General features: G+C 74.1%; 27 protein-coding genes. 26 read left to right on the top strand and 1 reads right to left on the bottom strand.

Going from position 1 to position 19,272, the window contains the following annotated elements:
• From rplX to WDV86_RS05045, 26 genes are all read left to right on the top strand, one after another.
• Complete coding sequence (gene rplX / locus WDV86_RS05170) at positions 1-369, top strand: 50S ribosomal protein L24 (RefSeq protein WP_445262948.1); 369 nt, start codon at positions 1-3, stop codon at positions 367-369.
• Positions 366-944, top strand: coding sequence for a 50S ribosomal protein L5 (rplE, locus tag WDV86_RS05165; RefSeq protein WP_339566535.1), 579 nt, complete (start codon positions 366-368; stop codon positions 942-944). The genes rplX and rplE overlap by 4 nt, the downstream gene beginning before the upstream one ends.
• A 1-nt stretch (position 945) precedes the next feature.
• Positions 946-1,131 (top strand): type Z 30S ribosomal protein S14, encoded by a 186-nt coding sequence (locus tag WDV86_RS05160; RefSeq protein ID WP_339566534.1) that lies wholly within the window; start codon positions 946-948, stop codon positions 1,129-1,131.
• Positions 1,132-1,269: 138 nt separating this feature from the next.
• Positions 1,270-1,668, top strand: a complete 399-nt coding sequence (rpsH, locus tag WDV86_RS05155) for a 30S ribosomal protein S8 (RefSeq protein WP_339566533.1) — start codon at positions 1,270-1,272, stop codon at positions 1,666-1,668.
• A 15-nt stretch (positions 1,669-1,683) separates the two neighbouring features.
• Positions 1,684-2,220: a 50S ribosomal protein L6 gene (gene rplF / locus WDV86_RS05150; RefSeq protein WP_339566532.1), complete on the top strand. Its 537-nt coding sequence runs from the start codon at positions 1,684-1,686 to the stop codon at positions 2,218-2,220.
• Positions 2,220-2,615 (top strand): 50S ribosomal protein L18, encoded by a 396-nt coding sequence (rplR, locus tag WDV86_RS05145; RefSeq protein ID WP_339566798.1) that lies wholly within the window; start codon positions 2,220-2,222, stop codon positions 2,613-2,615. Before rplF ends, rplR begins: the two co-directional genes overlap by 1 nt.
• Positions 2,616-2,688: 73 nt before the next feature.
• Positions 2,689-3,306: a 30S ribosomal protein S5 gene (gene rpsE / locus WDV86_RS05140; protein ID WP_339566531.1), complete on the top strand. Its 618-nt coding sequence runs from the start codon at positions 2,689-2,691 to the stop codon at positions 3,304-3,306.
• Positions 3,306-3,488 (top strand): 50S ribosomal protein L30, encoded by a 183-nt coding sequence (rpmD, locus tag WDV86_RS05135; protein ID WP_339566530.1) that lies wholly within the window; start codon positions 3,306-3,308, stop codon positions 3,486-3,488. Before rpsE ends, rpmD begins: the two co-directional genes overlap by 1 nt.
• A 2-nt stretch (positions 3,489-3,490) precedes the next feature.
• Positions 3,491-3,985, top strand: coding sequence for a 50S ribosomal protein L15 (rplO, locus tag WDV86_RS05130; RefSeq protein WP_445262947.1), 495 nt, complete (start codon positions 3,491-3,493; stop codon positions 3,983-3,985).
• 260 nt (positions 3,986-4,245) lie between these two features.
• A complete protein-coding gene (secY, locus tag WDV86_RS05125; protein WP_339566529.1) occupies positions 4,246-5,541 on the top strand; it encodes a preprotein translocase subunit SecY in 1,296 nt (431 codons plus the stop codon).
• The gene (locus tag WDV86_RS05120; protein ID WP_339566528.1) at positions 5,538-6,104 is read left to right on the top strand and encodes an adenylate kinase; all 567 of its coding nucleotides are present in this window, start codon (positions 5,538-5,540) and stop codon (positions 6,102-6,104) included. The genes secY and WDV86_RS05120 overlap by 4 nt, the downstream gene beginning before the upstream one ends.
• Positions 6,105-6,109: 5 nt before the next feature.
• Positions 6,110-6,940 carry a type I methionyl aminopeptidase gene (gene map / locus WDV86_RS05115; protein ID WP_339566527.1) on the top strand — a complete coding sequence of 277 codons (831 nt, stop codon included), beginning with the start codon at positions 6,110-6,112 and terminating at the stop codon, positions 6,938-6,940.
• A gap of 266 nt (positions 6,941-7,206) precedes the next feature.
• On the top strand, positions 7,207-7,428 hold the full coding sequence (gene infA, locus WDV86_RS05110) for a translation initiation factor IF-1 (protein ID WP_123379890.1): 222 nt from the start codon (positions 7,207-7,209) through the stop codon (positions 7,426-7,428).
• Positions 7,429-7,558: 130 nt separating this feature from the next.
• Complete coding sequence (gene rpmJ / locus WDV86_RS05105) at positions 7,559-7,672, top strand: 50S ribosomal protein L36 (RefSeq protein ID WP_030903823.1); 114 nt, start codon at positions 7,559-7,561, stop codon at positions 7,670-7,672.
• A gap of 157 nt (positions 7,673-7,829) precedes the next feature.
• On the top strand, positions 7,830-8,210 hold the full coding sequence (rpsM, locus tag WDV86_RS05100; protein WP_339566526.1) for a 30S ribosomal protein S13: 381 nt from the start codon (positions 7,830-7,832) through the stop codon (positions 8,208-8,210).
• Between the two features lie 128 nt (positions 8,211-8,338).
• On the top strand, positions 8,339-8,743 hold the full coding sequence (gene rpsK, locus WDV86_RS05095; RefSeq protein ID WP_339566525.1) for a 30S ribosomal protein S11: 405 nt from the start codon (positions 8,339-8,341) through the stop codon (positions 8,741-8,743).
• A gap of 34 nt (positions 8,744-8,777) precedes the next feature.
• The gene (gene rpsD / locus WDV86_RS05090; protein ID WP_339566524.1) at positions 8,778-9,404 is read left to right on the top strand and encodes a 30S ribosomal protein S4; all 627 of its coding nucleotides are present in this window, start codon (positions 8,778-8,780) and stop codon (positions 9,402-9,404) included.
• A gap of 158 nt (positions 9,405-9,562) precedes the next feature.
• Entirely contained in the window at positions 9,563-10,579 is a 1,017-nt protein-coding gene (locus WDV86_RS05085; protein WP_339566523.1) for a DNA-directed RNA polymerase subunit alpha, read from the top strand.
• 30 nt (positions 10,580-10,609) lie between these two features.
• A complete protein-coding gene (rplQ, locus tag WDV86_RS05080) occupies positions 10,610-11,329 on the top strand; it encodes a 50S ribosomal protein L17 (RefSeq protein WP_339566522.1) in 720 nt (239 codons plus the stop codon).
• 14 nt (positions 11,330-11,343) lie between these two features.
• Complete coding sequence (locus tag WDV86_RS05075) at positions 11,344-12,291, top strand: tRNA pseudouridine synthase A (protein WP_339566521.1); 948 nt, start codon at positions 11,344-11,346, stop codon at positions 12,289-12,291.
• Positions 12,288-12,869 carry a DUF5709 domain-containing protein gene (locus WDV86_RS05070; protein WP_339566520.1) on the top strand — a complete coding sequence of 194 codons (582 nt, stop codon included), beginning with the start codon at positions 12,288-12,290 and terminating at the stop codon, positions 12,867-12,869. The genes WDV86_RS05075 and WDV86_RS05070 overlap by 4 nt, the downstream gene beginning before the upstream one ends.
• A gap of 120 nt (positions 12,870-12,989) precedes the next feature.
• Positions 12,990-14,711: an ATP-binding cassette domain-containing protein gene (locus tag WDV86_RS05065; protein ID WP_339566519.1), complete on the top strand. Its 1,722-nt coding sequence runs from the start codon at positions 12,990-12,992 to the stop codon at positions 14,709-14,711.
• 239 nt (positions 14,712-14,950) lie between these two features.
• On the top strand, positions 14,951-15,394 hold the full coding sequence (gene rplM / locus WDV86_RS05060; protein WP_339566518.1) for a 50S ribosomal protein L13: 444 nt from the start codon (positions 14,951-14,953) through the stop codon (positions 15,392-15,394).
• Positions 15,395-15,437: 43 nt separating this feature from the next.
• Positions 15,438-15,950 carry a 30S ribosomal protein S9 gene (rpsI, locus tag WDV86_RS05055; RefSeq protein ID WP_445262946.1) on the top strand — a complete coding sequence of 171 codons (513 nt, stop codon included), beginning with the start codon at positions 15,438-15,440 and terminating at the stop codon, positions 15,948-15,950.
• A 166-nt stretch (positions 15,951-16,116) separates the two neighbouring features.
• Positions 16,117-17,472, top strand: a complete 1,356-nt coding sequence (gene glmM, locus WDV86_RS05050) for a phosphoglucosamine mutase (protein WP_339566517.1) — start codon at positions 16,117-16,119, stop codon at positions 17,470-17,472.
• A 94-nt stretch (positions 17,473-17,566) separates the two neighbouring features.
• On the top strand, positions 17,567-18,661 hold the full coding sequence (locus WDV86_RS05045; protein WP_339566516.1) for a GNAT family N-acetyltransferase: 1,095 nt from the start codon (positions 17,567-17,569) through the stop codon (positions 18,659-18,661).
• Between the two features lie 69 nt (positions 18,662-18,730).
• Here the strand turns inward: WDV86_RS05045 and coaA are convergent.
• Positions 18,731-19,272, bottom strand: a 542-nt coding sequence (gene coaA / locus WDV86_RS05040) for a type I pantothenate kinase (RefSeq protein ID WP_339566515.1), incomplete at its 5' end; no start/stop codon positions are given.

The following is a 19,272-nucleotide window of genomic DNA, read 5'->3' as shown; positions in this document are numbered from 1 at the left end:
ATGACGAAGATCAAGATGAAGGTCAAGAAGGGCGACCTCGTCCAGGTCATCTCCGGCGCCACGCAGGCGCGCGGCGGCGACCGGGGCAAGCAGGGGCGCGTCATCGCCGTCTTCCCCGAGCGCCAGCGCGTGCTGGTCGAGGGCGTCAACCGCGTCACCAAGCACGTCAAGGCGGGCGCGGCGGGGCGCGGCTCGGGGGGGCGCGAGAGCGTCGAGGCCCCGATCCACGTCAGCAACGTGCAGGTCGTCGACCCCGAGACCGGTCGCCCGACCCGCGTGGGCATCCGCACCGAGACGAGCGAGGTCGACGGGCGGACGGTCACGACCCGCACCCGCTACGCCAAGCGCTCCGGCAAGGACATCGCATGAGTGAGACGACGACCGCCCCCCAGACGGCGCCCGCGCCGCGGCTCAAGGCGCGCTACCGCGCCGAGATCGCCCCGGCCCTGCGCGAGCAGTTCGGCTACGCCAACGTCATGCAGATCCCCGGCCTCGTGAAGGTCGTGGTCAACATGGGTGTCGGCGACGCCGCGCGCGACTCCAAGGTCATCGACGGCGCCGTGCGCGACCTCACGACCATCACGGGCCAGAAGCCGCAGGTGACGAAGGCGCGCAAGTCGATCGCCCAGTTCAAGCTACGTGAGGGCATGCCCATCGGCTGCCACACGACGCTGCGCGGGGACCGCATGTGGGAGTTCCTCGACCGGCTGGTCTCGCTGGCGCTGCCCCGCATCCGCGACTTCCGCGGGCTCTCGCCCAAGCAGTTCGACGGGCGTGGCAACTACACCTTCGGCCTCACGGAGCAGTCGATGTTCCACGAGATCGACCAGGACCGCATCGACCGCGTGCGGGGGATGGACGTCACGGTCGTGACGACCGCCCGCACGGACGACGAGGGCCGGGCGCTGCTGCGCCAGCTCGGCTTCCCCTTCAAGGAGAACTGACATGGCGAAGACCGCCCTGGTCACCAAGGCCGCCCGCAAGCCCAAGTTCGCCGTGCGCGCCTACACCCGCTGCCAGCGGTGCGGCCGCCCGCACTCGGTCTACCGCAAGTTCGGCCTGTGCCGTGTGTGCCTGCGAGAGATGGCCCACCGCGGCGAGCTCCCGGGGATCACCAAGAGCTCCTGGTGAGCCGGCGGGCCCCGGCCCGCCACCACGCACCACCCCTGCACGCGACCAAGCGCCGGGACCCGCACGGGACCGGCACGGACGCCTCAGGTCCACCCCGTCGTGGGAGGAAACCGAGGTGAGGAAGGGCGGACGAGCCCGATGACGATGACCGACCCGATCGCGGACATGCTCACGCGCCTGCGGAACGCCAACTCGGCGTACCACGACGACGTGACCATGCCCTACAGCAAGCTCAAGCAGCGGATCGCCGAGATCCTCACGGCCGAGGGCTACATCGCCGGCTGGTCGGTGGAGGACGCGGAGGTGGGCCGCAGGCTCACCCTGGAGCTGAAGTTCGGCCCCGACCGCGAGCGCTCCATCGCCGGCGTCCGGCGGGTCAGCAAGCCGGGCCTGCGGGTGTACGCGAAGTCGACCAACCTGCCGCGCGTCCTCGGTGGCCTCGGCGTGGCGATCCTGTCCACGTCCTCGGGGCTCCTGACCGACCGGCAGGCCACGAAGCAGGGCGTGGGCGGGGAAGTCCTCGCCTACGTCTGGTAAGGCGGAGGAGGACGCATGTCCCGCATCGGCAGACTGCCCATCACCGTCCCCGGTGGCGTCGACGTCAGCATCGACGGCCAGGACGTCGTGGTGAAGGGTCCCAAGGGCACCCTCAGCCACACGGTCCCCGCACCCATCTCGGTGGCGCGCGAGGAGAGCACGCTGCGCGTGAGCCGGCCCGACGACGAGCGCGAGTCGCGCTCGCTGCACGGCCTGACCCGCTCGCTGCTCAACAACATGGTCGTCGGCGTCACGAGCGGCTACGAGAAGAAGCTCGAGATCGTCGGGACCGGCTACCGCGTGCAGGCGCGCGGCGGCTCCCTGGAGTTCGCGCTGGGCTTCAGCCACCCGGTCGTCGTCCCGGCGCCCGAGGGCATCACCTTCACGGTCGAGGCGCCCACGCGCTTCTCCGTCCAGGGCATCGACAAGCAGCTCGTGGGTGAGGTCTCGGCCAACATCCGCAAGCTGCGCAGGCCCGACCCCTACAAGGGCAAGGGCGTCCGCTACGCGGGCGAGCAGATCCGGCGCAAGGTCGGGAAGGCAGGTAAGTGATGGCACGCAGGTCCTCCTACCGCGGGGTCACGGCGGTGCGCGGCACCGGCACCACCGCTGCGCGCGGCCGTCGCCACCTGCGGGTCCGCAAGAAGGTCTCCGGCACCCCGGCGCGCCCGCGCCTGGTCGTCAACCGCTCCTCCCGGCACGTCTTCGTGCAGGTCGTGGACGACACCGTCGGCAAGACGCTGGCGAGCGCCTCCACCATGGAGAGCGACCTGCGCGTCGCCGAGGGCGACAAGACCGCCAAGGCGCGTCGTGTCGGCGAGCTCGTGGCCGAGCGCGCCCGTGCCGCGGGCATCGAGGCCGTGGTCTTCGACCGCGGTGGCAACCGCTACCACGGCCGGGTGGCGGCCGTGGCCGACGGCGCCCGCGAGGGCGGGCTCGCCGTCTGAGCCCGGCGCCTGCGCCGACCTGACCGACGCGAGCCCTCCCCGCACGCGAGAGACGAGAGAGAGAAGACCAGACATGCCTGGACCCCAGCGCCGCGGCGCCGGTGGCGGCACGGGTGGCCCCGGCGGGAACGACCGCCGGGAGCGCCGTGACGGCCGCCGGGGCGAGCCCGCGGACCGCAACCAGTTCCTCGAGCGCGTGGTGACCATCAACCGCGTCTCCAAGGTCGTCAAGGGTGGCCGCCGCTTCAGCTTCACGGCGCTCGTCGTCGTGGGCGACGGCGACGGCACCGTCGGCGTCGGCTACGGCAAGGCCAAGGAGGTGCCGGCGGCGATCGCCAAGGGCGTGGAGGAGGCCAAGAAGGCGTTCTTCCGTGTCCCGCGCGCCCAGGGCACCATCCCGCACCCCGTGACGGGTGAGGACGCCGCCGGCGTCGTGCTCCTGCGACCCGCCTCCCCGGGTACCGGCGTCATCGCCGGCGGTCCGGTGCGCGCGGTCCTGGAGTGCGCCGGCGTGCACGACGTCCTCACCAAGTCCCTCGGCTCCAGCAACGCCATCAACATCGTCCACGCGACGGTCGCGGCGCTCAAGGGTCTCGAGCGGCCCGAGTCCGTCGCGGCGCGCCGGGGCAAGAGCCTCGACGAGGTCGCCCCGGCGGCGCTCGTGCGCGCCATGTCGGGGGCGTCGTCCTGATGGCGCGCCTGAAGGTGACCCAGACCCGCTCCCAGATCGGGGGCAAGCAGAACCAGCGCGACACGCTGCGCAGCCTGGGCCTCAAGCGGATCGGTGACGTGGTCGTCAAGGACGACCGCCCCGAGTTCCGCGGGATGGTCTCGACGGTCTCGCACCTCGTGTCGCTCGAGGAGGTCGACTGACCATGGCGGACGACACCACCGGCACGGCTGGCGGCGAGGGCAGCACCCCCCGGAGCAAGGCGCTGAAGGTCCACCACCTGCGCCCGGCGCCCGGGGCCAAGACGGCCCGCACGCGGGTCGGCCGCGGTGAGGCCAGCAAGGGCAAGACGGCCGGCCGCGGCACCAAGGGCTCCAAGGCCCGTTACCAGGTGTCGGCCGCCTTCGAGGGCGGCCAGACGCCGCTGCACATGCGCCTGCCGAAGCTGCGGGGCTTCACCAACCCCTTCGGCACGACCTACCAGGTCGTCAATCTCGACCGGCTGAGCGAGCTCTTCCCGGACGGCGGCGCCGTCGGCGTCGCGGAGATGGTGGCGGCCGGCGCGGTGCGCAAGGGCGAGAAGGTGAAGGTCCTCGGCCAGGGGAGCGCGGACGTGGCCCTGCAGGTCACGGCGCACGCCTTCTCCGCCTCGGCGGTCGAGAAGATCGCCGCCGCGGGCGGCAGCACCACCACGCTCTGAGTGCTCCGCAGGCCCCGCCGCCCCACCCGGGCGGCGGGGCCTGCTGCGTGCACGGCGGGTCGCCCGAGGGGTGCCCGCGGGCCGCGCGGCTGCCGGCGCCGGCCCGGCACCGACGGCGCGAGCCGTCGGGAAGGCCCCTGCGTGCCAGGTAGTGTCCGGCACCTGCGCCCCGCCCGTCGGGGCAGCACCTGACCGCACCGACTCCCGACGCCGCCTCGGCGCGGGCGCGACGACCGCCTCTCGGGCGATCTGGAGGAGACGTGCTCAGCGCAACCGTGCGGGCCTTCCGCACGCCGGACCTGCGGCGCAAGCTGCTGTTCACGGCGGGGATCATGGCGATCTTCCGCCTCGGCTCGTTCGTCCCCGTGCCGGGTGTCAGCTACACCAACGTGCAGCAGTGCCTCGCGACGTCGGCGTCCTCGAACGACCTGCTGGGCCTGGTCAACCTCTTCAGCGGGGGCGCGCTGCTCCAGCTGTCGGTGTTCGCGCTCGGGATCATGCCGTACATCACCGCGAGCATCATCACGCAGCTGCTCACGGTCGTCATCCCTCGCTTCGAGGAGCTGAAGAAGGAAGGCCAGTCCGGCCAGGCGAAGCTGACGCAGTACACGCGTTACCTGACGATCGCGCTGGCCGTCCTGCAGTCCTCCACCTACATCGCGGTGGCACGAGCCGGACAGCTCTTCCCGGGGTGCACGGCCCAGATCATCCCCGACGACTCCGTCGTCACCATCGTCCTCATGGTGCTGACGATGACGGCCGGCACGGGGCTCATCATGTGGATGGGCGAGCTCATCACCGAGCGCGGTGTCGGCAACGGGATGTCGTTGCTCATCTTCACCTCGATCGCGGCGACCTTCCCCGGCCAGCTCTGGAGCATCGGGCAGAGCCAGGGGTACACGGTCCTGGCCGGCGTCGTCGCCGTGGGGCTCGTCATCGTGGCGCTCGTCGTCTTCGTCGAGCAGTCCCAGCGCCGTGTCCCCGTGCAGTACGCCAAGCGCATGGTGGGGCGCCGGATGTACGGCGGCACCAGCACCTACATCCCCATCAAGGTCAACATGGCCGGGGTCATCCCGGTCATCTTCGCCAGCTCGATGCTGTACCTGCCGGCTCTCGTCGCCCAGTTCAACGACCAGCAGTCGGCATGGGTGCAGTGGGTCAACGGCAACCTCGTGACCCAGGACAGCCCGCTCTACATCGTCAGCTACCTCGGGCTCATCGTCTTCTTCACGTACTTCTACGTGGGCATCACGTTCAACCCGGACGAGGTCAGCGACAACATCAAGCGCGTGGGCGGGTTCATCCCCGGCGTCCGGGCCGGGCGCCCGACCGCCGAGTACCTCGACTACGTGCTCACCCGCATCACGCTCCCCGGCGCGGTCTACCTGGCCTTCGTGGCCGCCATCCCGCTGGTCGCGCTCGCGTCCGTCGGGGCCACGCAGAACTTCCCGTTCGGCGGCACGTCGATCCTCATCGTCGTCGGCGTCGGGCTGGAGACGGTCAAGCAGATCGAGTCGCAGCTCCAGCAGCGCAACTACGAAGGGTTCCTGCGATGAGGCTCGTGCTCCTCGGTCCTCCCGGAGCCGGCAAGGGCACCCAGGCGGCGCGCCTGGCCACCGAGCTGGACGTCCCGGCCATCTCCACCGGCGACATCTTCCGCGCCAACGTGAGCGAGGGCACCGAGCTCGGACGCACCGCGCAGTCCTACATGGACGAGGGCGAGTACGTGCCCGACGAGGTGACCAACGCGATGGTGCGCGAGCGCCTCATGGCCGAGGACGCGACCGACGGCTTCCTGCTCGACGGCTACCCGCGCACCCCCGCCCAGGTGGAGGAGCTCGACCGGATGCTGGCCGCCGCGGGCGCAGAGCTGGACGCCGTCGTCCAGCTGACGGTCGACACCGAGGAGGTCGTCAAGCGTCTGGCCCAGCGGGCCAGCGAGCAGCACCGCTCCGACGACGGCGAGGAGGTCCAGCGCCACCGCCTCGAGGTCTACGAGAAGCAGACGGCACCCCTGGTGGACCTCTACGACCGGCGGGGCAAGCTGTGCGCCGTCGACGGGCTGGGCAAGGTCCCGGAGGTCACGGGGCGCATCCTCGCCGTGCTCGGCCGGGGCTGAGCCGCGTGGGCGTCCTGCGGCGCGAGCGGGTCGAGTGGAAGACCCCCGACCAGGTCCGGCTCATGCGCCAGGCCGGCCTCGTGGTCGCCGACGCGCTCGCGGCGGTGCGTGCGGAGGTCCGGCCCGGGACGACGACCGCTCAGCTCGACGCCGTGGCCGAGGACCTCATCCGCGGCGCCGGGGCCCTGCCCTCCTTCCTGGGGTACCAGGGCTTCCCGGCCTCGCTGTGCGTGTCGGTCAACGACGAGGTGGTCCACGGCATCCCGGGCGAGCGCGTCCTCGAGGACGGGGACCTCGTCTCGGTGGACTGCGGGGCGGTGCTGGAGGGCTGGCACGGCGACGCCGCCTTCAGCGTCGTCGTGGACGGCGGCTCGGGTGCCGTCGACCCGGCGGACGTCGCCCTGGTGGAGGCCACGGAGGCGGCGATGTGGGCCGGGGTGGCGGCCCTCGCGACGGCCGGGCGTCTGGGGGAGGTCGGCGCGGCGGTGGAGGACTCCCTCGTGGGGCGCTTCGGCGTCGTCGAGGGGTACGTGGGCCACGGCATCGGCACGGCCATGCACCAGCCCCCCGAGGTGCTCAACCACCGGTCGCGCGAGCGCGGCGCGAAGGTGCGTCCTGGGTTGTGCGTGGCCGTCGAGCCGATGGTGACCCGGGGGGAGCCGGACACCGACGTGCTGGCCGACGACTGGACCGTCGTCACGACCGACGGCTCGCGCGCCGCGCACTGGGAGCACACCGTCGCGGTGCTCGAGGGGGGCCTGTGGGTGCTCACCGCCCACGACGGCGGAGCCGCAGGGCTCGCCCGGCACGGCCTGGCGCCGGCCGCGCTCGGCTGAGCGACACCGCGGTCGCCCGTCGCGGTGGACGGCGATTTCGCCTGCGCGGACCTCTCGCGTACGCTGGCACGTCGGTGCACGAGCGCGCACCCCTGCCCACGTCATCACCCCGCGGCTGGTTCGGTGATGACGTCAGGCCACCCCAGGTGGTCTCGGGCCCGTCAGGCGCGCCGAGCACCGTGGCACCCCGGGAGCGCGCCGAGCAGGAGCGACCCGGTCACGACTGAGACGGGCGGCCTGCGGGCATGCCCACCGAGCGGAGGGCAATGGCCAAGAAGGACGGGGTCATCGAGATCGAGGGCGCTGTGGTGGAGGCGCTGCCGAACGCCATGTTCCGGGTGGAGCTGAGCAACGGCCACAAGGTCCTCGCGCACATCTCGGGGAAGATGCGCCAGCACTACATCCGGATCCTCCCCGAGGACCGCGTGGTGGTGGAGCTCAGCCCGTACGACCTCACCCGCGGCCGGATCGTCTACCGCTACAAGTGATCGTCCGGTGCCGCGCTGCGAGCAGGGCGGCACGGGTCGGCAGACGAGTCACCCCACGGGGAGCCAGCCCCAGCACAGCGAGCCCCACGAGCACCGGCGTCCCCCCGCGGGGGCGCGGTGGAAGGCAGCGATGAAGGTCAAGCCGAGCGTCAAGAAGATCTGCGACAAGTGCAAGGTGATCCGCCGCAACGGGCGGGTCATGGTCATCTGCGACAACCTGCGCCACAAGCAGCGCCAGGGCTGATCGTCTCCGGTGCCGCCTCCGGCGGCGCCCCACCGCAGCGCCCGACCCCCGACCGCCTCGGCGGCCCGGGACGTCACCCCCCGCCCGGAGGCGGGGGACCCGCCCCCGGGCGGGGACGGCGCCGCCTCACACCTCCGGCAGAGCACCAGGAGCACCGATGGCACGCATCGTCGGCGTCGACCTCCCGCGCGAGAAGCGCCTCGAGGTCGCGCTCACGTACATCTTCGGCGTCGGGCGCACCCGCGCCGCCGAGACGCTCGCGGCGACGGGGGTCAGCCCCGACCTGCGGGTCAAGGACATGACCGAGGACGACCAGGTCAAGATCCGCGACTACATCGACGCCACCTTCCAGGTGGAGGGCGACCTCCGCCGCGAGGTCGCCGCCGACATCCGCCGCAAGGTCGAGATCGGCTGCTACGAGGGTCTGCGGCACCGCCGGGGCCTGCCGGTGCGCGGCCAGCGCACCAAGACCAACGCGCGCACCCGCAAGGGCCCCAAGCGCACGGTCGCCGGCAAGAAGAAGGTCGGCCGCAAGTAGGCCGCCCGCCGCCCGGCCGTGCCGGGCGGACGCCCCGCGCGCGAGCGCGGGGCCCGGCTCCCAGACCCCGCCGGCGCCGCTGCAGCGAGCGCCGGCCAGCAGGACCGACGTCCAGGAGAGAACCAGCCATGCCACCCAAGACCCGAGCCGGCGCCGCCCGCCGGACGCGCCGCAAGGAGAAGAAGAACGTCTCCGCCGGCCAGGCGCACATCAAGAGCACGTTCAACAACACCATCGTGTCGATCACCGACCCGACGGGCGCGGTCATCTCGTGGGCCTCCGCCGGCCAGGTCGGCTTCAAGGGCTCGCGCAAGTCCACGCCCTTCGCCGCGCAGATGGCCGCCGAGGCCGCCGCCCGCCGCGCGCAGGAGCACGGCATGCGCAAGGTCGACGTCTTCGTCAAGGGCCCGGGCTCGGGCCGCGAGACCGCCATCCGCTCGCTGCAGGCCACCGGCCTGGAGGTGGGCACCATCCAGGACGTGACGCCGCAGGCCCACAACGGCTGCCGTCCGCCCAAGCGTCGGCGCGTCTGACCGCGGCCCCCGAGACGAGAGAGAGACAGCCCCCATGGCGCGTTACACCGGTGCCGACTGCAAGCGCTGCCGGCGCGAGAAGCAGAAGCTCTACCTGAAGGGCGCGAAGTGCGACTCGGGCAAGTGCCCGATCGAGATCCGCCCCTACCCGCCCGGCGAGCACGGGCGTGGCCGCACCAAGGACAGCGAGTACCTGCTGCAGATGCGTGAGAAGCAGAAGTGCGCGCGCATCTACGGCGTCCTGGAGAAGCAGTTCCGGGGCTACTACGAGGAGGCCCAGGGCCGCGCCGGCAGGACCGGTGAGACCCTGCTGGAGATCCTCGAGCTCCGCCTGGACAACGTCGTGTACCGCGCCGGCTTCGCCGCCTCGCGCGACGCGGCCCGCCAGGCCGTCCGCCACGGCCACATCCGGGTCAACGGCGCGAAGGTCGACATCCCCAGCGCCCGCGTCGCCCCCGGCGACATCGTCGAGGTGCGGGAGAAGTCCTACGAGCTGACCCCGTTCGTCATCGCGCGGGCGGAGCTGGAGGGCAAGACCGCCCCGGCGTGGCTGGAGGTCCAGGCCGACCGCATGCGTGCGCTCGTGCACGGCGTCCCGGCCCGCGCGGCCATCGACGTGCAGGTGCAGGAGCAGCTGATCGTCGAGTACTACTCGAAGTGACCTAGGTACGGGCCGGTCCCCGCCCCCGCGGCGAGGACCGGCCCGTCCCCGCGCCGCCCGACAGGAGGCGACGCGACGCCCCACGGCGAGCCAGGCCGTCGGGGCAGAGCCTCACTGGGGTCATATGGCGGACCCCGCGCCCGGAAGGACACCTGCCCGTGCTCATCGCACAGCGCCCCACCCTCGCCGAGGACCGCGTGGCCGAGCGCCGCTCGCGCTTCACCATCGAGCCGCTCGAGCCCGGCTTCGGCTACACGCTCGGCAACTCCCTGCGTCGGACCCTGCTCTCCTCGATCCCCGGCGCCGCCGTCACGAGCATCCGCATCGACGGCGTGCTGCACGAGTTCTCCACGATCCCCGGGGTCAAGGAGGACGTCACCGAGATCATCCTCAACGTCAAGAGCCTCGTCGTCGCGAGCGAGCACGACGAGCCCGTGACGATGTACCTGCGCAAGCAGGGCCCGGGAGAGGTCACGGCGGCCGACATAGCGCCGCCCGCGGGCGTCGAGGTCGCCGACACCGGCCTGCACATCGCCACGCTCAACGGCGAGGGGCGCCTGGAGATGGAGCTGACGGTCGAGCGCGGCCGCGGCTACGTCTCGGCCGCCCAGAACAAGTCCGGTGACGCCGAGATCGGCCGCATCCCGGTCGACTCGATCTACTCCCCGGTCCTCAAGGTCACCTACAAGGTCGAGGCCACCCGCGTCGAGCAGCGCACCGACTTCGACCGCCTCGTCGTCGACGTCGAGACCAAGCCGTCGACCGTCCCGGCCGACGCGATGGCCTCGGCGGGCAAGACGCTCGTCGAGCTGTTCGGCCTGGCCCGCGAGCTCAACGTCGACGCCGAGGGCATCGACATGGGGCCCTCGCCCACGGACGCGGCCATGGCCGCCGACCTGGCGCTGCCCATCGAGGACCTCGACCTCACGGTGCGCAGCTACAACTGCCTCAAGCGCGAGGGCATCCACTCCGTCGGCGAGCTCGTCGCCCGCAGCGAGGCCGACCTCCTGGACATCCGCAACTTCGGCGCCAAGTCCATCGACGAGGTCAAGGTCAAGCTCGGCACCATGGGCCTGCAGCTCAAGGACAGCCCCCCCGGCTTCGACCCCAGCGCGGCGCTGGAGGCCTACGAGGAGGACGACGACGCGGCCTTCGCCGAGGACGAGCAGTACTGACCCCCGCCCTGCAGCACCCGAGGAGACACCATGCCCACCCCCACCAAGGGCCCGCGGCTCGGCGGCGGTCCGGCCCACGAGCGCCTGATGCTGGCCAACCTGGCCACCCAGCTGTTCGAGCACCGGAGCATCACGACGACGCAGGCCAAGGCGAAGCGGCTGCGGCCCTTCGCCGAGCGGCTCATCACCTTCGCCAAGCGCGGTGACCTCGCGGCGCGGCGTCGCGTGATGACCGTCGTGCGCGACAAGACCGTCGTGCACGAGCTGTTCACCGAGATCGCGCCGCAGATGCAGCAGCGCGACGGCGGCTACACGCGCACGACGAAGATCGGCCCCCGCAAGGGCGACAACGCCCCCATGGTGGTCATCGAGCTCGTGGCCGAGCCGGTCTCGGCACGCCAGGACGTCGTCCGCGAGGCGACCGCGGCGACCGGCCGGGCCTCCCGCGACGCGGCGCGCGCCAGCGCCGCCGAGGCGGCCGACGTGCCCGCCGAGGAGCTGTCCGACGAGGACGGCGCGGCGGTCTCCCAGGCACGGGCCGAGGACGACGCCACGCAGGCGCAGGACGCCGTCGAGCGCGCCGACACCGAGGCGGCCGGCGAGGCCACGGCCGACGCCGAGGTCGCGGCCGGTGACGCCGAGACGCTCGCGCCCGGCTCGGCCGAGGCGACCGACGCCGACGCCGCCGCAGACGCGGCGGACGAGGTCACCACGGCCGCCGAGGACGCCGAGAAGGACGCCCGCGGCTGACCGGGGCGTCCGTCGTGAGCGACGCCCGCACGCAGGAGCCCGTCACCCCTCCCGGGGGTGACGGGCTCCTGCGCGTGCGCCTGGACCTCGCCTACGACGGCGCGGGGTTCTCGGGCTGGGCGGCCCAGCCGGGACGGCGGACGGTCGAGGGCGAGCTCACCGACGCCCTCGCCCGGGTCCTGCGGGACCCGGCCGTGCGGCTCGTCGTCGCCGGTCGGACCGACGCGGGCGTCTCCGCGCGGGGCCAGGTGGTCCACCTCGACGTCGACCCCGCCGCGTGGGCCGCCCTGCCGGGGCGCGCCGTCGGGCGGCCCGGGGCGCCGTCGCCGGGTGACGCGCTGGTGCGGCGGCTGGCCGGGATGCTGCCCGGCGACGTCGTCGTGCGGCGCGCGGGGCTCGCGCCCACCGGGTTCGACGCCCGCTTCGGGGCGCTGCGGCGCCGGTACGCCTACCGCGTCGTCGACGACCCCCGAGCGGTCGACCCGTTGCGGCGGGGGGAGGTGCACGTCGTCCGGCGGGCGCTCGACGTCGCCGTCATGGACCGGGCCGCGGGGGCCCTGCTCGGGGAGCACGACTGGTTGCCCTTCTGCCGCCCGCGCGAGGGGGCGAGCACGGTGCGGACCCTGCTGCGCCACGGCTGGCGCCGCGACGACGGGGGCGTGCTCGTGGCCGACGTCGAGGCCGACGCGTTCTGCCACCACATGGTCCGCGCGCTCGTCGGGGCCGCGCTGGCCGTGGGGGAGGGCCGACGGGACGAGGGCTGGCCCGCCCGGGTGCTCGCCGCCGGCGTGCGCGACCCGGCCGTGGCGCTGGCTCCAGCGCGCGGGCTGGTGCTGGAGGAGGTCGTCTACCCGCCGGCGGAGCAGCTCGCCGCGCAGGCCCGTCGGGCCCGGACCTTCCGCGGGCCGGCGGCGGGGCCGGGGAGGCAGGGGGCCGCGGGCGGTGGCAGGGTCGAGGCATGAGCACGACACCTGACCAGAGCAGCGCCGTCGGTGACGACGTCTACCAGCCCGACGCCGGCGGCGTGGACGACGCGGCCGTGAGCCCTGACCTGCGCGACTACGACGACGAGAACAGCCTCGGCACCCTGAGCCAGGACGAGAGCCTGGACCAGGGGTACTCCCCGCCGGAGAAGCCCCGCGAGCTCGGCCGCACCGGCACGACGCTCGAGGAGCAGCGGGAGGGCGAGAGCCTCGACGAGCGCCTCGCCGAGGAGGTCCCCGACCCGGCGATGGCGGTGCCCGACCCGCTCGCCGAGGACCCCGGCCCCGTGCGTCACGACGCCGAGACCGCGACCGGCGACGCCGACGACACGGCCGCCGGCCAGGCCCTGCCCGGCACGGAGGCCGACCTGGACACCGACGGCGAGCTGCTCGACGACCAGGTGGGCGACGTCCGCGCCGGCCGCCTCGTCGACACGGCCGGCGGCATCGGCCCGGACGTCGAGAAGGACGCCGTCGCGCGGGACGTCGGCCTCGCCGGCGGCGCCGCCGGGGCCGAGGAGGCCGCCGTGCACGTGGTGGACGAGGACCGGGCCTGAGGTAGCCGGCCCCTCCTCGGGCACCCCGGACGCACGGCGTCGGCCGAGGGGCGGGCCGAGGGCGCGGACGGGCGGATAAGTGGTGTCCCCGGGGCGGTGGTCCCGGGGACACTGCTGCGTGTGGGGCACGTCGACGTCAGCAGGGTGAGCCTGGCGCTGCCCGACGGCAGGCCGCTCCTGCGCGAGGTGTCCTTCCGGGTCGGCGACGGCGCCGCCACCGCGCTGGTCGGTCCCAACGGGACCGGCAAGACGACGCTCCTGCGCCTCGTCGCCGGCGACCTCGCCCCGGACTCGGGCGTCGTCACGGGCTCGGGTGGCGTCGCCGTCCTCGCGCAGGACGTGGGGCGGGCGGGTGCCGACGACGGCCAGGTCGTGCGGGACCTGCTCGTGGCGACGTCGCCGCCGCGCCTGCGCGACGCCCTCCGCGAGCTCGACGCGGCAGAGCTGGCGCTCATGGACGTCGACGACGAGCCGACCCAGCTGCGCTACGCGCAGGCCCTCGTGGACGCCGGGGACGCCGGCTCCTACGACGTCGAGGTGCACTGGGACGCGCTGACCCGCTCCGCGCTCGGGCTGCCCTACGACGTCTGCCGGTGGCGCTCCCTGGCGACGTTGTCGGGCGGGCAGGCCAAGCGTCTCGCCGTCGAGGCGCTGCTGCAGGGCCCGGCCGACGTGCTCGTGCTGGACGAGCCCGACAACAGCCTCGACGTCCCGGCGAAGCGATGGCTCGAGGAGGCGCTCGTCGAGACGCCGAAGAGCGTGCTCTTCGTCAGCCACGACCGCGAGCTGCTGGCCCGCACGGCCACGCAGGTCGTCGCGCTGGAGCCTGGCCCGGGCGGCGCCCGCGCGTGGACCCACGGCGGGGGCTTCGGCACCTGGCACCAGGCGCGGGCGGCGCGGACGGACCGGCTGGAGGAGCGGCGGCGCCGGTGGGACGAGGAGCGTGCCCAGCTGCGGGCCCTCGTCGTCGCGCTGCGGCAGAAGGCGACCTTCAACGACGGCATGTCCTCGCGGTACCAGGCCGCGCAGACGCGCCTGGCGCGCTTCGAGGAGGAGGGGCCACCGCCCGAGCCGCCGACCACCCGGCCGCTGCGGCTGCGCCTGGCCGGCGGGAGGACGGGGCGGCGGGCCGTCGTCCTCGAGCAGCTGGCCCTCCCGGGCCTGATGGCCCCGGCGGACCTCGAGCTGTGGTTCGGCGACCGCGTGGCCCTGCTGGGCCCCAACGGCTCGGGCAAGTCGCACCTGCTGCGGCTGCTCGCGGCCGGCGGGACCGACCCCGGGCCCGAGCAGGCGCCCGCGACGTCCGACGTGGCCGCCGGCTCCGTGGCGCACACGGGCACCGCGCGGCTGGGTGCACGCGTGAGACCCGGGTGGTTCTCCCAGCGGGAGCGCGGCGTCGCCGCGGCGGCCACCAGCACCCGCGCGGGGGCGGCACGGGGGCCGACGCTCCTGGAGGTGCTGCACCGCGGCGACGGCGCCCGCGCGGGCCTGGGGAGGGAGGCGGCCAGCAGGGCGCTGGACCGCTACGGCCTCGTCGCGGCCGCCGAGCAGAGCACGGCCGAGCTCTCGGGCGGCCAGCGGGCGCGCTTCCGGGTGCTGCTGCTGGAGCTCTCGGGCGCCACGTTGCTGCTGCTCGACGAGCCGACCGACGACCTCGACCTGGAGTCGGCCGAGGCGCTGGAGGCCGCCCTCGCCGGCTTCGAGGGGACGGTCGTCGCCGTCACGCACGACCGCTGGTTCGCCCGGGGCTTCGACCGCTACGTCGTCCTGGGGGCGGACGGCCACCTCGTCGAGGTGCCCGAGCCGGTGTGGGAGGCGGCCGCGGCCGCGCCCGCGCGGTGACGGGCCGGTCCCGGCTGCCCCGGCCACGCGCCGGCAGGAGCCTCTTTTGACCCGCCCACCACGCGGCTCGTACAGTGAGCGGCGAAGTTCGGTGGACGTGCCATGCCCTGTGGCGGCCGCGTCCACCCGTCCAGGTCTCCAGCACGCCTCGCGGCCCTCGCCGCGCCGGCCGGCCGGGGCCCGGGCCGCACCGGACTGGCAGGCCACGAGACTCCACCGACAGGACGAAGGCAACGACCGTGCGCACGTTCTCCCCCAAGCCCGCTGACGTCGAGCGCCGCTGGCACGTCATCGACGCCGACGACGTCGTGCTCGGCCGGCTCGCCTCCCACACCGCCTCGCTGCTGCGGGGCAAGCACAAGACGACCTTCGCGCCGCACGTCGACGGCGGGGACTTCGTCGTCATCGTCAACGCCGACAAGGTGGCCCTGACGGGCAGCAAGCGCAGCCAGAAGATCGCCTACCGGCACTCGGGCTACCCGGGCGGGCTCAAGGCGACGTCGTACACCGAGCTGCTGGAGAAGAACCCCGAGAAGGCGGTCGAGAAGGCCGTCCGCGGGATGCTCCCGAAGACCAGCCTCGGCCGGGCCATGATCAAGAAGCTCAAGGTCTACTCGGGCCCCTCGCACCCCCACGGCGCCCAGCAGCCGCAGCCCTTCCAGATCACGCAGGTCGCGCAGTAGTCGCCTCGCGCCCGGCCCCCCGCACAGCTCTCGAGGAGAACCCGTGACCACCAGCACCGACTCGACCGACTACGCCGACGGCGGTCTCGACACGACCGTCGAGGCCGAGGACCTCAGCAGCTACACGAGCGAGTCCAGCCCGACGGCCGGCACCGGTCGCGGCCTCGTCGCCCCCGGCATGGCCACCGGCCGCCGCAAGGAGGCCGTGGCGCGGGTGCGCATCTTCCCCGGCTCGGGCAACTACATGGTCAACGGGCGCGACCTCGCGACCTACTTCCCGAACAAGGTCCACCAGCAGCTCGTCAACGACCCCTTCACGGTCACCGAGCTGCAGGGCCGCTTCGACGTCGTCGCCCGCATCGACGGCGGCGGCCCGTCCGGCCAGGCCGGCGCGCTGCGGCTCGGCATCGCCCGGGCGCTGAACGCCATCGACACCGAGGCCAACCGCCCCGCGCTGAAGAAGGCCGGCTTCCTGACCCGCGACGCGCGGGTCAAGGAGCGCAAGAAGGCCGGGCTCAAGAAGGCGCGCAAGGCGCCCCAGTACTCCAAGCGCTGACCGACGGCGCCGCCCCGCGGCGCTGACGGGCCGACGAGGGTCCACCCGCTCAGGCGAGCGGTGCACGAAGCCCCGGGGCGGTCGCTCCGGGGCTTCGCTGCGTCGGGGCCAGACGCGCACCACCGACGGGGCGCGCCAGGGACGTCGCGAGAGACCAGGAGGAGACATGGGCAGGCTGTTCGGGACCGACGGCGTGCGGGGCGTCGCCAACGTCGCCGTCACCGCCGAGCTGGCGCTCGACCTGTCCGTGGCGGCGGCGCACGTCCTCGCCGACCGGGGGGCCTTCGCGGGGCACCGGCCGCGCGCCGTCGTCGGGCGTGACCCCCGCGCGTCGGGGGAGTTCCTCGCCGCGGCCGTGACGGCCGGCCTGGCCAGCGCGGGCGTCGACGTCGACGACGTCGGGGTGGTGCCGACCCCCGCGGTGGCCTCGATCGTCGCGGCCAGCGGGGCCGACCTCGGCGTCGTGCTGTCGGCGTCGCACAACCCGATGGCCGACAACGGCATCAAGTTCTTCGCGCGTGGCGGGCACAAGCTGCCCGACGACGTCGAGGACGCCATCGAGAAGCGTGCCGGCGAGGAGTGGGCCCGCCCGACGGGCCCGGAGGTCGGACGCATCCGCCGGGACGACGCGTCGGGACCTGACTGGGCGCGCCGGCTGGGGGAGTCGGTGCCGCACCGGCTGGAGGGCCTGACCGTCGTCGTCGACTGCGCGCACGGGGCCGCCAGCTCCCTCGGGCCGCTGGCCCTGGTGGCGGCCGGCGCGGACGTCGTCGTCACGGCCGCCGACCCTGACGGCGTCAACATCAACGACGGCGTGGGCTCGACGCACATGGCGGGCCTGCAGGCGGCGGTCGTGGCGCAGGGCGCCGACGTGGGCATCGCGTGGGACGGCGACGCCGACCGCTGCCTCGCCGTCGACGCGACCGGTGCGCTCGTCGACGGCGACCAGGTCATGGGCGTCCTGGCGCTGGCGCTGTCAGAGGCCGGCGCGCTGAAGGACGACGTACTCGTCACCACGGTCATGAGCAACCTGGGGCTGACGCTCGCGATGGACGCCGCGGGCATCACCTGCCGGCGGACGGCGGTGGGCGACCGCTACGTGCTCGAGGAGATGCGGCGCGGCGGCTACACCCTCGGCGGCGAGCAGTCGGGGCACGTGCTGCTGCTCGACCACGCGACGACGGGCGACGGCGTCCTCACGGCGCTGCACCTGCTGGCCCGGGTGGCGCAGACCGGGCGGTCGCTCGCCGACCTGGCCTCCGGCATCCGGCGGCTGCCGCAGGTGCTCGTCAACGTCACGGGGGTCGACCGGGCGGCGTCGAGGACCGACCCGGGGGTGCTGGACGCCGTCGCCGAGGCGGAGAAGGAGCTCGGGGAGACCGGCCGGGTGCTCCTGCGGCCCTCGGGCACCGAGCCGCTCGTGCGCGTCATGGTCGAGGCCCCGACGGCGGCGACGGCCCAGGAGGTCGCCGACCGCCTCGCCGGCGTCGTCCGCGACCGCCTGGCCCTGCGCGAGGACTGACCCGCCCCTCTCCGGCGCGTCGACGACGAGCGCTCCGGCAGCGGCGTGGAAAGTCGTTGGCGCGGGAGGGCCTCGGCTCGCGAGGGTGCGGGGCATGAGCGCTGCGCACGTCGTCGTCACGGTCGCGGACGACCCCGGCTTCCTCGACGGCGGCTTCGAGGGGTGGTGGGAGGCCCTCGACGCCGGCGCCCGGCACGACCTGCCGACGGCGAGCACGTGGCCGCGGGAGGAGGCCAGAGCCGCGCTGGCGCACCCGGTGCCGTGGGAGGACATGCTCGTCCTGCGGGCCGTGGACGGCGTCGGACGGGTCGTCGGCGCCGGGTACGTCGACGTCCCGCTGCGAGAGAACCGGGACACCGTCTCGGCCGAGGTCGTCGTGCCTGCCGAGCACCGTCGTCGCGGGGTCGGGTCGGCGATGGTGCGTGCGGTCTGCGACGTCGCCGAGGGGCTGGGGCGCACGCGGGTCCTCGGCGAGGTCGCGCTGCCGCTCGGCCGTGAGCCGTCCGGCTGGCCCGGGTGCGCGGCCACGCGCGCCTGGGGCGCACGGCTCGGGCTCGCGGACGTGCGCCGGGACATGCCGCTGCCGTTGGACGCCGCGGCCGCCGCTCACCTCAGGGATCTCCGGGTCGAGGCCCTGCCGCACGCCCGTGGCTACCGCTGGGACGTCGTCCGCGGTGCCCTCTCGGCGCAGGACGCCGCGGGGACCGCCGAGCTGGCCTCCCGGTTCTGGTCCGAGGCGCCCCAGGGCGACCTCGACCTGGAGGACGAGGACGTCGACGTGGAGCGGGTGCAGGCGGCCGGAGCCCGTGACGTGGCGCTCGGACGCACGTGCTGGACGGCCGTGGCGCGCCGGGAGGACGGCGAGGTCGCCGGCTGGAGCCGGCTGCAGCGCAGCGTCCACGAGCCCGACGTGCTCCGGCAGGAGGACACGCTCGTCCTGCCCGACCACCGGGGCCACCGGCTCGGCCTGCTGCTCAAGCTGGCGACGCTGGAGGCCGCGCTCGCGGACGGCCGCGCCGAGGGCTGGGGGCCGGAGCCGTCCCTGGGCCTGCGGGCCGTCCGCACGTGGAACGCGGCCTCGAACGGCCCGATGGTCGCCGTCAACGAGGCCATGGGCTTCCGGCCGGTCGAGGACCTGCACGAGGTCGTCGCCGACGTCACGGCCCTGCGCGCGGCCGTCGGCCGCTAGACCTCGACCGGCACCCGCGGAGCTCCGCGCGGGGCAGGTCGCCGTCGACGTGCCGACGGCGAGCCGGCGTCAGACCTTGCGCAGGCGGATGCGGCGGACGGTGTGGTCGGCGTCCTTCGTCAGCACGAGAGACGCGCGACCCCGGGTCGGCAGGACGTTCTCGACGAGGTTGGGCTCGTTGACGGCACCCCATATCTGCCCGGCGAGAGCCGTCGCCTGCTCGTCGGTGAGGTCGGCGAAGCGGCGGAAGTAGGACTCGGGGCGGCTGAAGGCCGTCTTGCGCAGGCTGAGGAAGCGCTCGACGTACCAGCGGCGGACGTCGCTGGTGCGGGCGTCCACGTAGATCGTGAAGTCGAAGAAGTCGCCGACGGCGAGGCCCTGGCGCCCGTCGGAGCGGGGCCGCGCGGGCTGCAGCACGTTGAGGCCCTCGACGAGCAGGACGTCGGGCTGGCGGACGACGACCTCGGCGCCCGGGACGATGTCGTAGACGAGGTGGCTGTAGAGCGGCGCGCGCACCTCGGGCACGCCGGACTTCACCGCCTGGATGCACCGCAGCAGCGCGCGGCGGTCGTAGGACTCGGGGAAGCCCTTGCGCTCCAGCAGCCCTCGCT

The sequence above is a fragment of the Pseudokineococcus sp. 1T1Z-3 genome (genome assembly GCF_037482365.1).
In the GTDB taxonomy this organism is placed as follows: domain Bacteria; phylum Actinomycetota; class Actinomycetes; order Actinomycetales; family Quadrisphaeraceae; genus Pseudokineococcus.
Note: the sequence above shows the minus strand (reverse complement) of the source record. Positions and strands in the feature narration are given on the sequence as shown.

Bases quoted from the DNA above. Each gene is read 5' to 3' on its own strand.
- rpsK (WP_339566525.1), top strand. From the start codon at position 8,339: ATGCCACCCAAGACCCGAGCCGGCGCCGCCCGCCGGACGCGCCGCAAG.
- rpmD (WP_339566530.1), top strand. From the start codon at position 3,306: ATGGCGCGCCTGAAGGTGACCCAGACCCGCTCCCAGATCGGGGGCAAG.
- rplR (WP_339566798.1), top strand. From the start codon at position 2,220: ATGGCACGCAGGTCCTCCTACCGCGGGGTCACGGCGGTGCGCGGCACC.
- WDV86_RS05160 (WP_339566534.1), top strand. From the start codon at position 946: ATGGCGAAGACCGCCCTGGTCACCAAGGCCGCCCGCAAGCCCAAGTTC.
- rpsD (WP_339566524.1), top strand. From the start codon at position 8,778: ATGGCGCGTTACACCGGTGCCGACTGCAAGCGCTGCCGGCGCGAGAAG.
- rplO (WP_445262947.1), top strand. From the start codon at position 3,491: ATGGCGGACGACACCACCGGCACGGCTGGCGGCGAGGGCAGCACCCCC.
- rplF (WP_339566532.1), top strand. From the start codon at position 1,684: ATGTCCCGCATCGGCAGACTGCCCATCACCGTCCCCGGTGGCGTCGAC.
- rplQ (WP_339566522.1), top strand. From the start codon at position 10,610: ATGCCCACCCCCACCAAGGGCCCGCGGCTCGGCGGCGGTCCGGCCCAC.
- glmM (WP_339566517.1), top strand. From the start codon at position 16,117: ATGGGCAGGCTGTTCGGGACCGACGGCGTGCGGGGCGTCGCCAACGTC.
- rplX (WP_445262948.1), top strand. From the start codon at position 1: ATGACGAAGATCAAGATGAAGGTCAAGAAGGGCGACCTCGTCCAGGTC.
- rpsM (WP_339566526.1), top strand. From the start codon at position 7,830: ATGGCACGCATCGTCGGCGTCGACCTCCCGCGCGAGAAGCGCCTCGAG.
- WDV86_RS05070 (WP_339566520.1), top strand. From the start codon at position 12,288: ATGAGCACGACACCTGACCAGAGCAGCGCCGTCGGTGACGACGTCTAC.
- rplE (WP_339566535.1), top strand. From the start codon at position 366: ATGAGTGAGACGACGACCGCCCCCCAGACGGCGCCCGCGCCGCGGCTC.
- rpsE (WP_339566531.1), top strand. From the start codon at position 2,689: ATGCCTGGACCCCAGCGCCGCGGCGCCGGTGGCGGCACGGGTGGCCCC.
- WDV86_RS05120 (WP_339566528.1), top strand. From the start codon at position 5,538: ATGAGGCTCGTGCTCCTCGGTCCTCCCGGAGCCGGCAAGGGCACCCAG.
- infA (WP_123379890.1), top strand. From the start codon at position 7,207: ATGGCCAAGAAGGACGGGGTCATCGAGATCGAGGGCGCTGTGGTGGAG.
- rpmJ (WP_030903823.1), top strand. From the start codon at position 7,559: ATGAAGGTCAAGCCGAGCGTCAAGAAGATCTGCGACAAGTGCAAGGTG.
- WDV86_RS05045 (WP_339566516.1), top strand. From the start codon at position 17,567: ATGAGCGCTGCGCACGTCGTCGTCACGGTCGCGGACGACCCCGGCTTC.
- rpsH (WP_339566533.1), top strand. From the start codon at position 1,270: ATGACGATGACCGACCCGATCGCGGACATGCTCACGCGCCTGCGGAAC.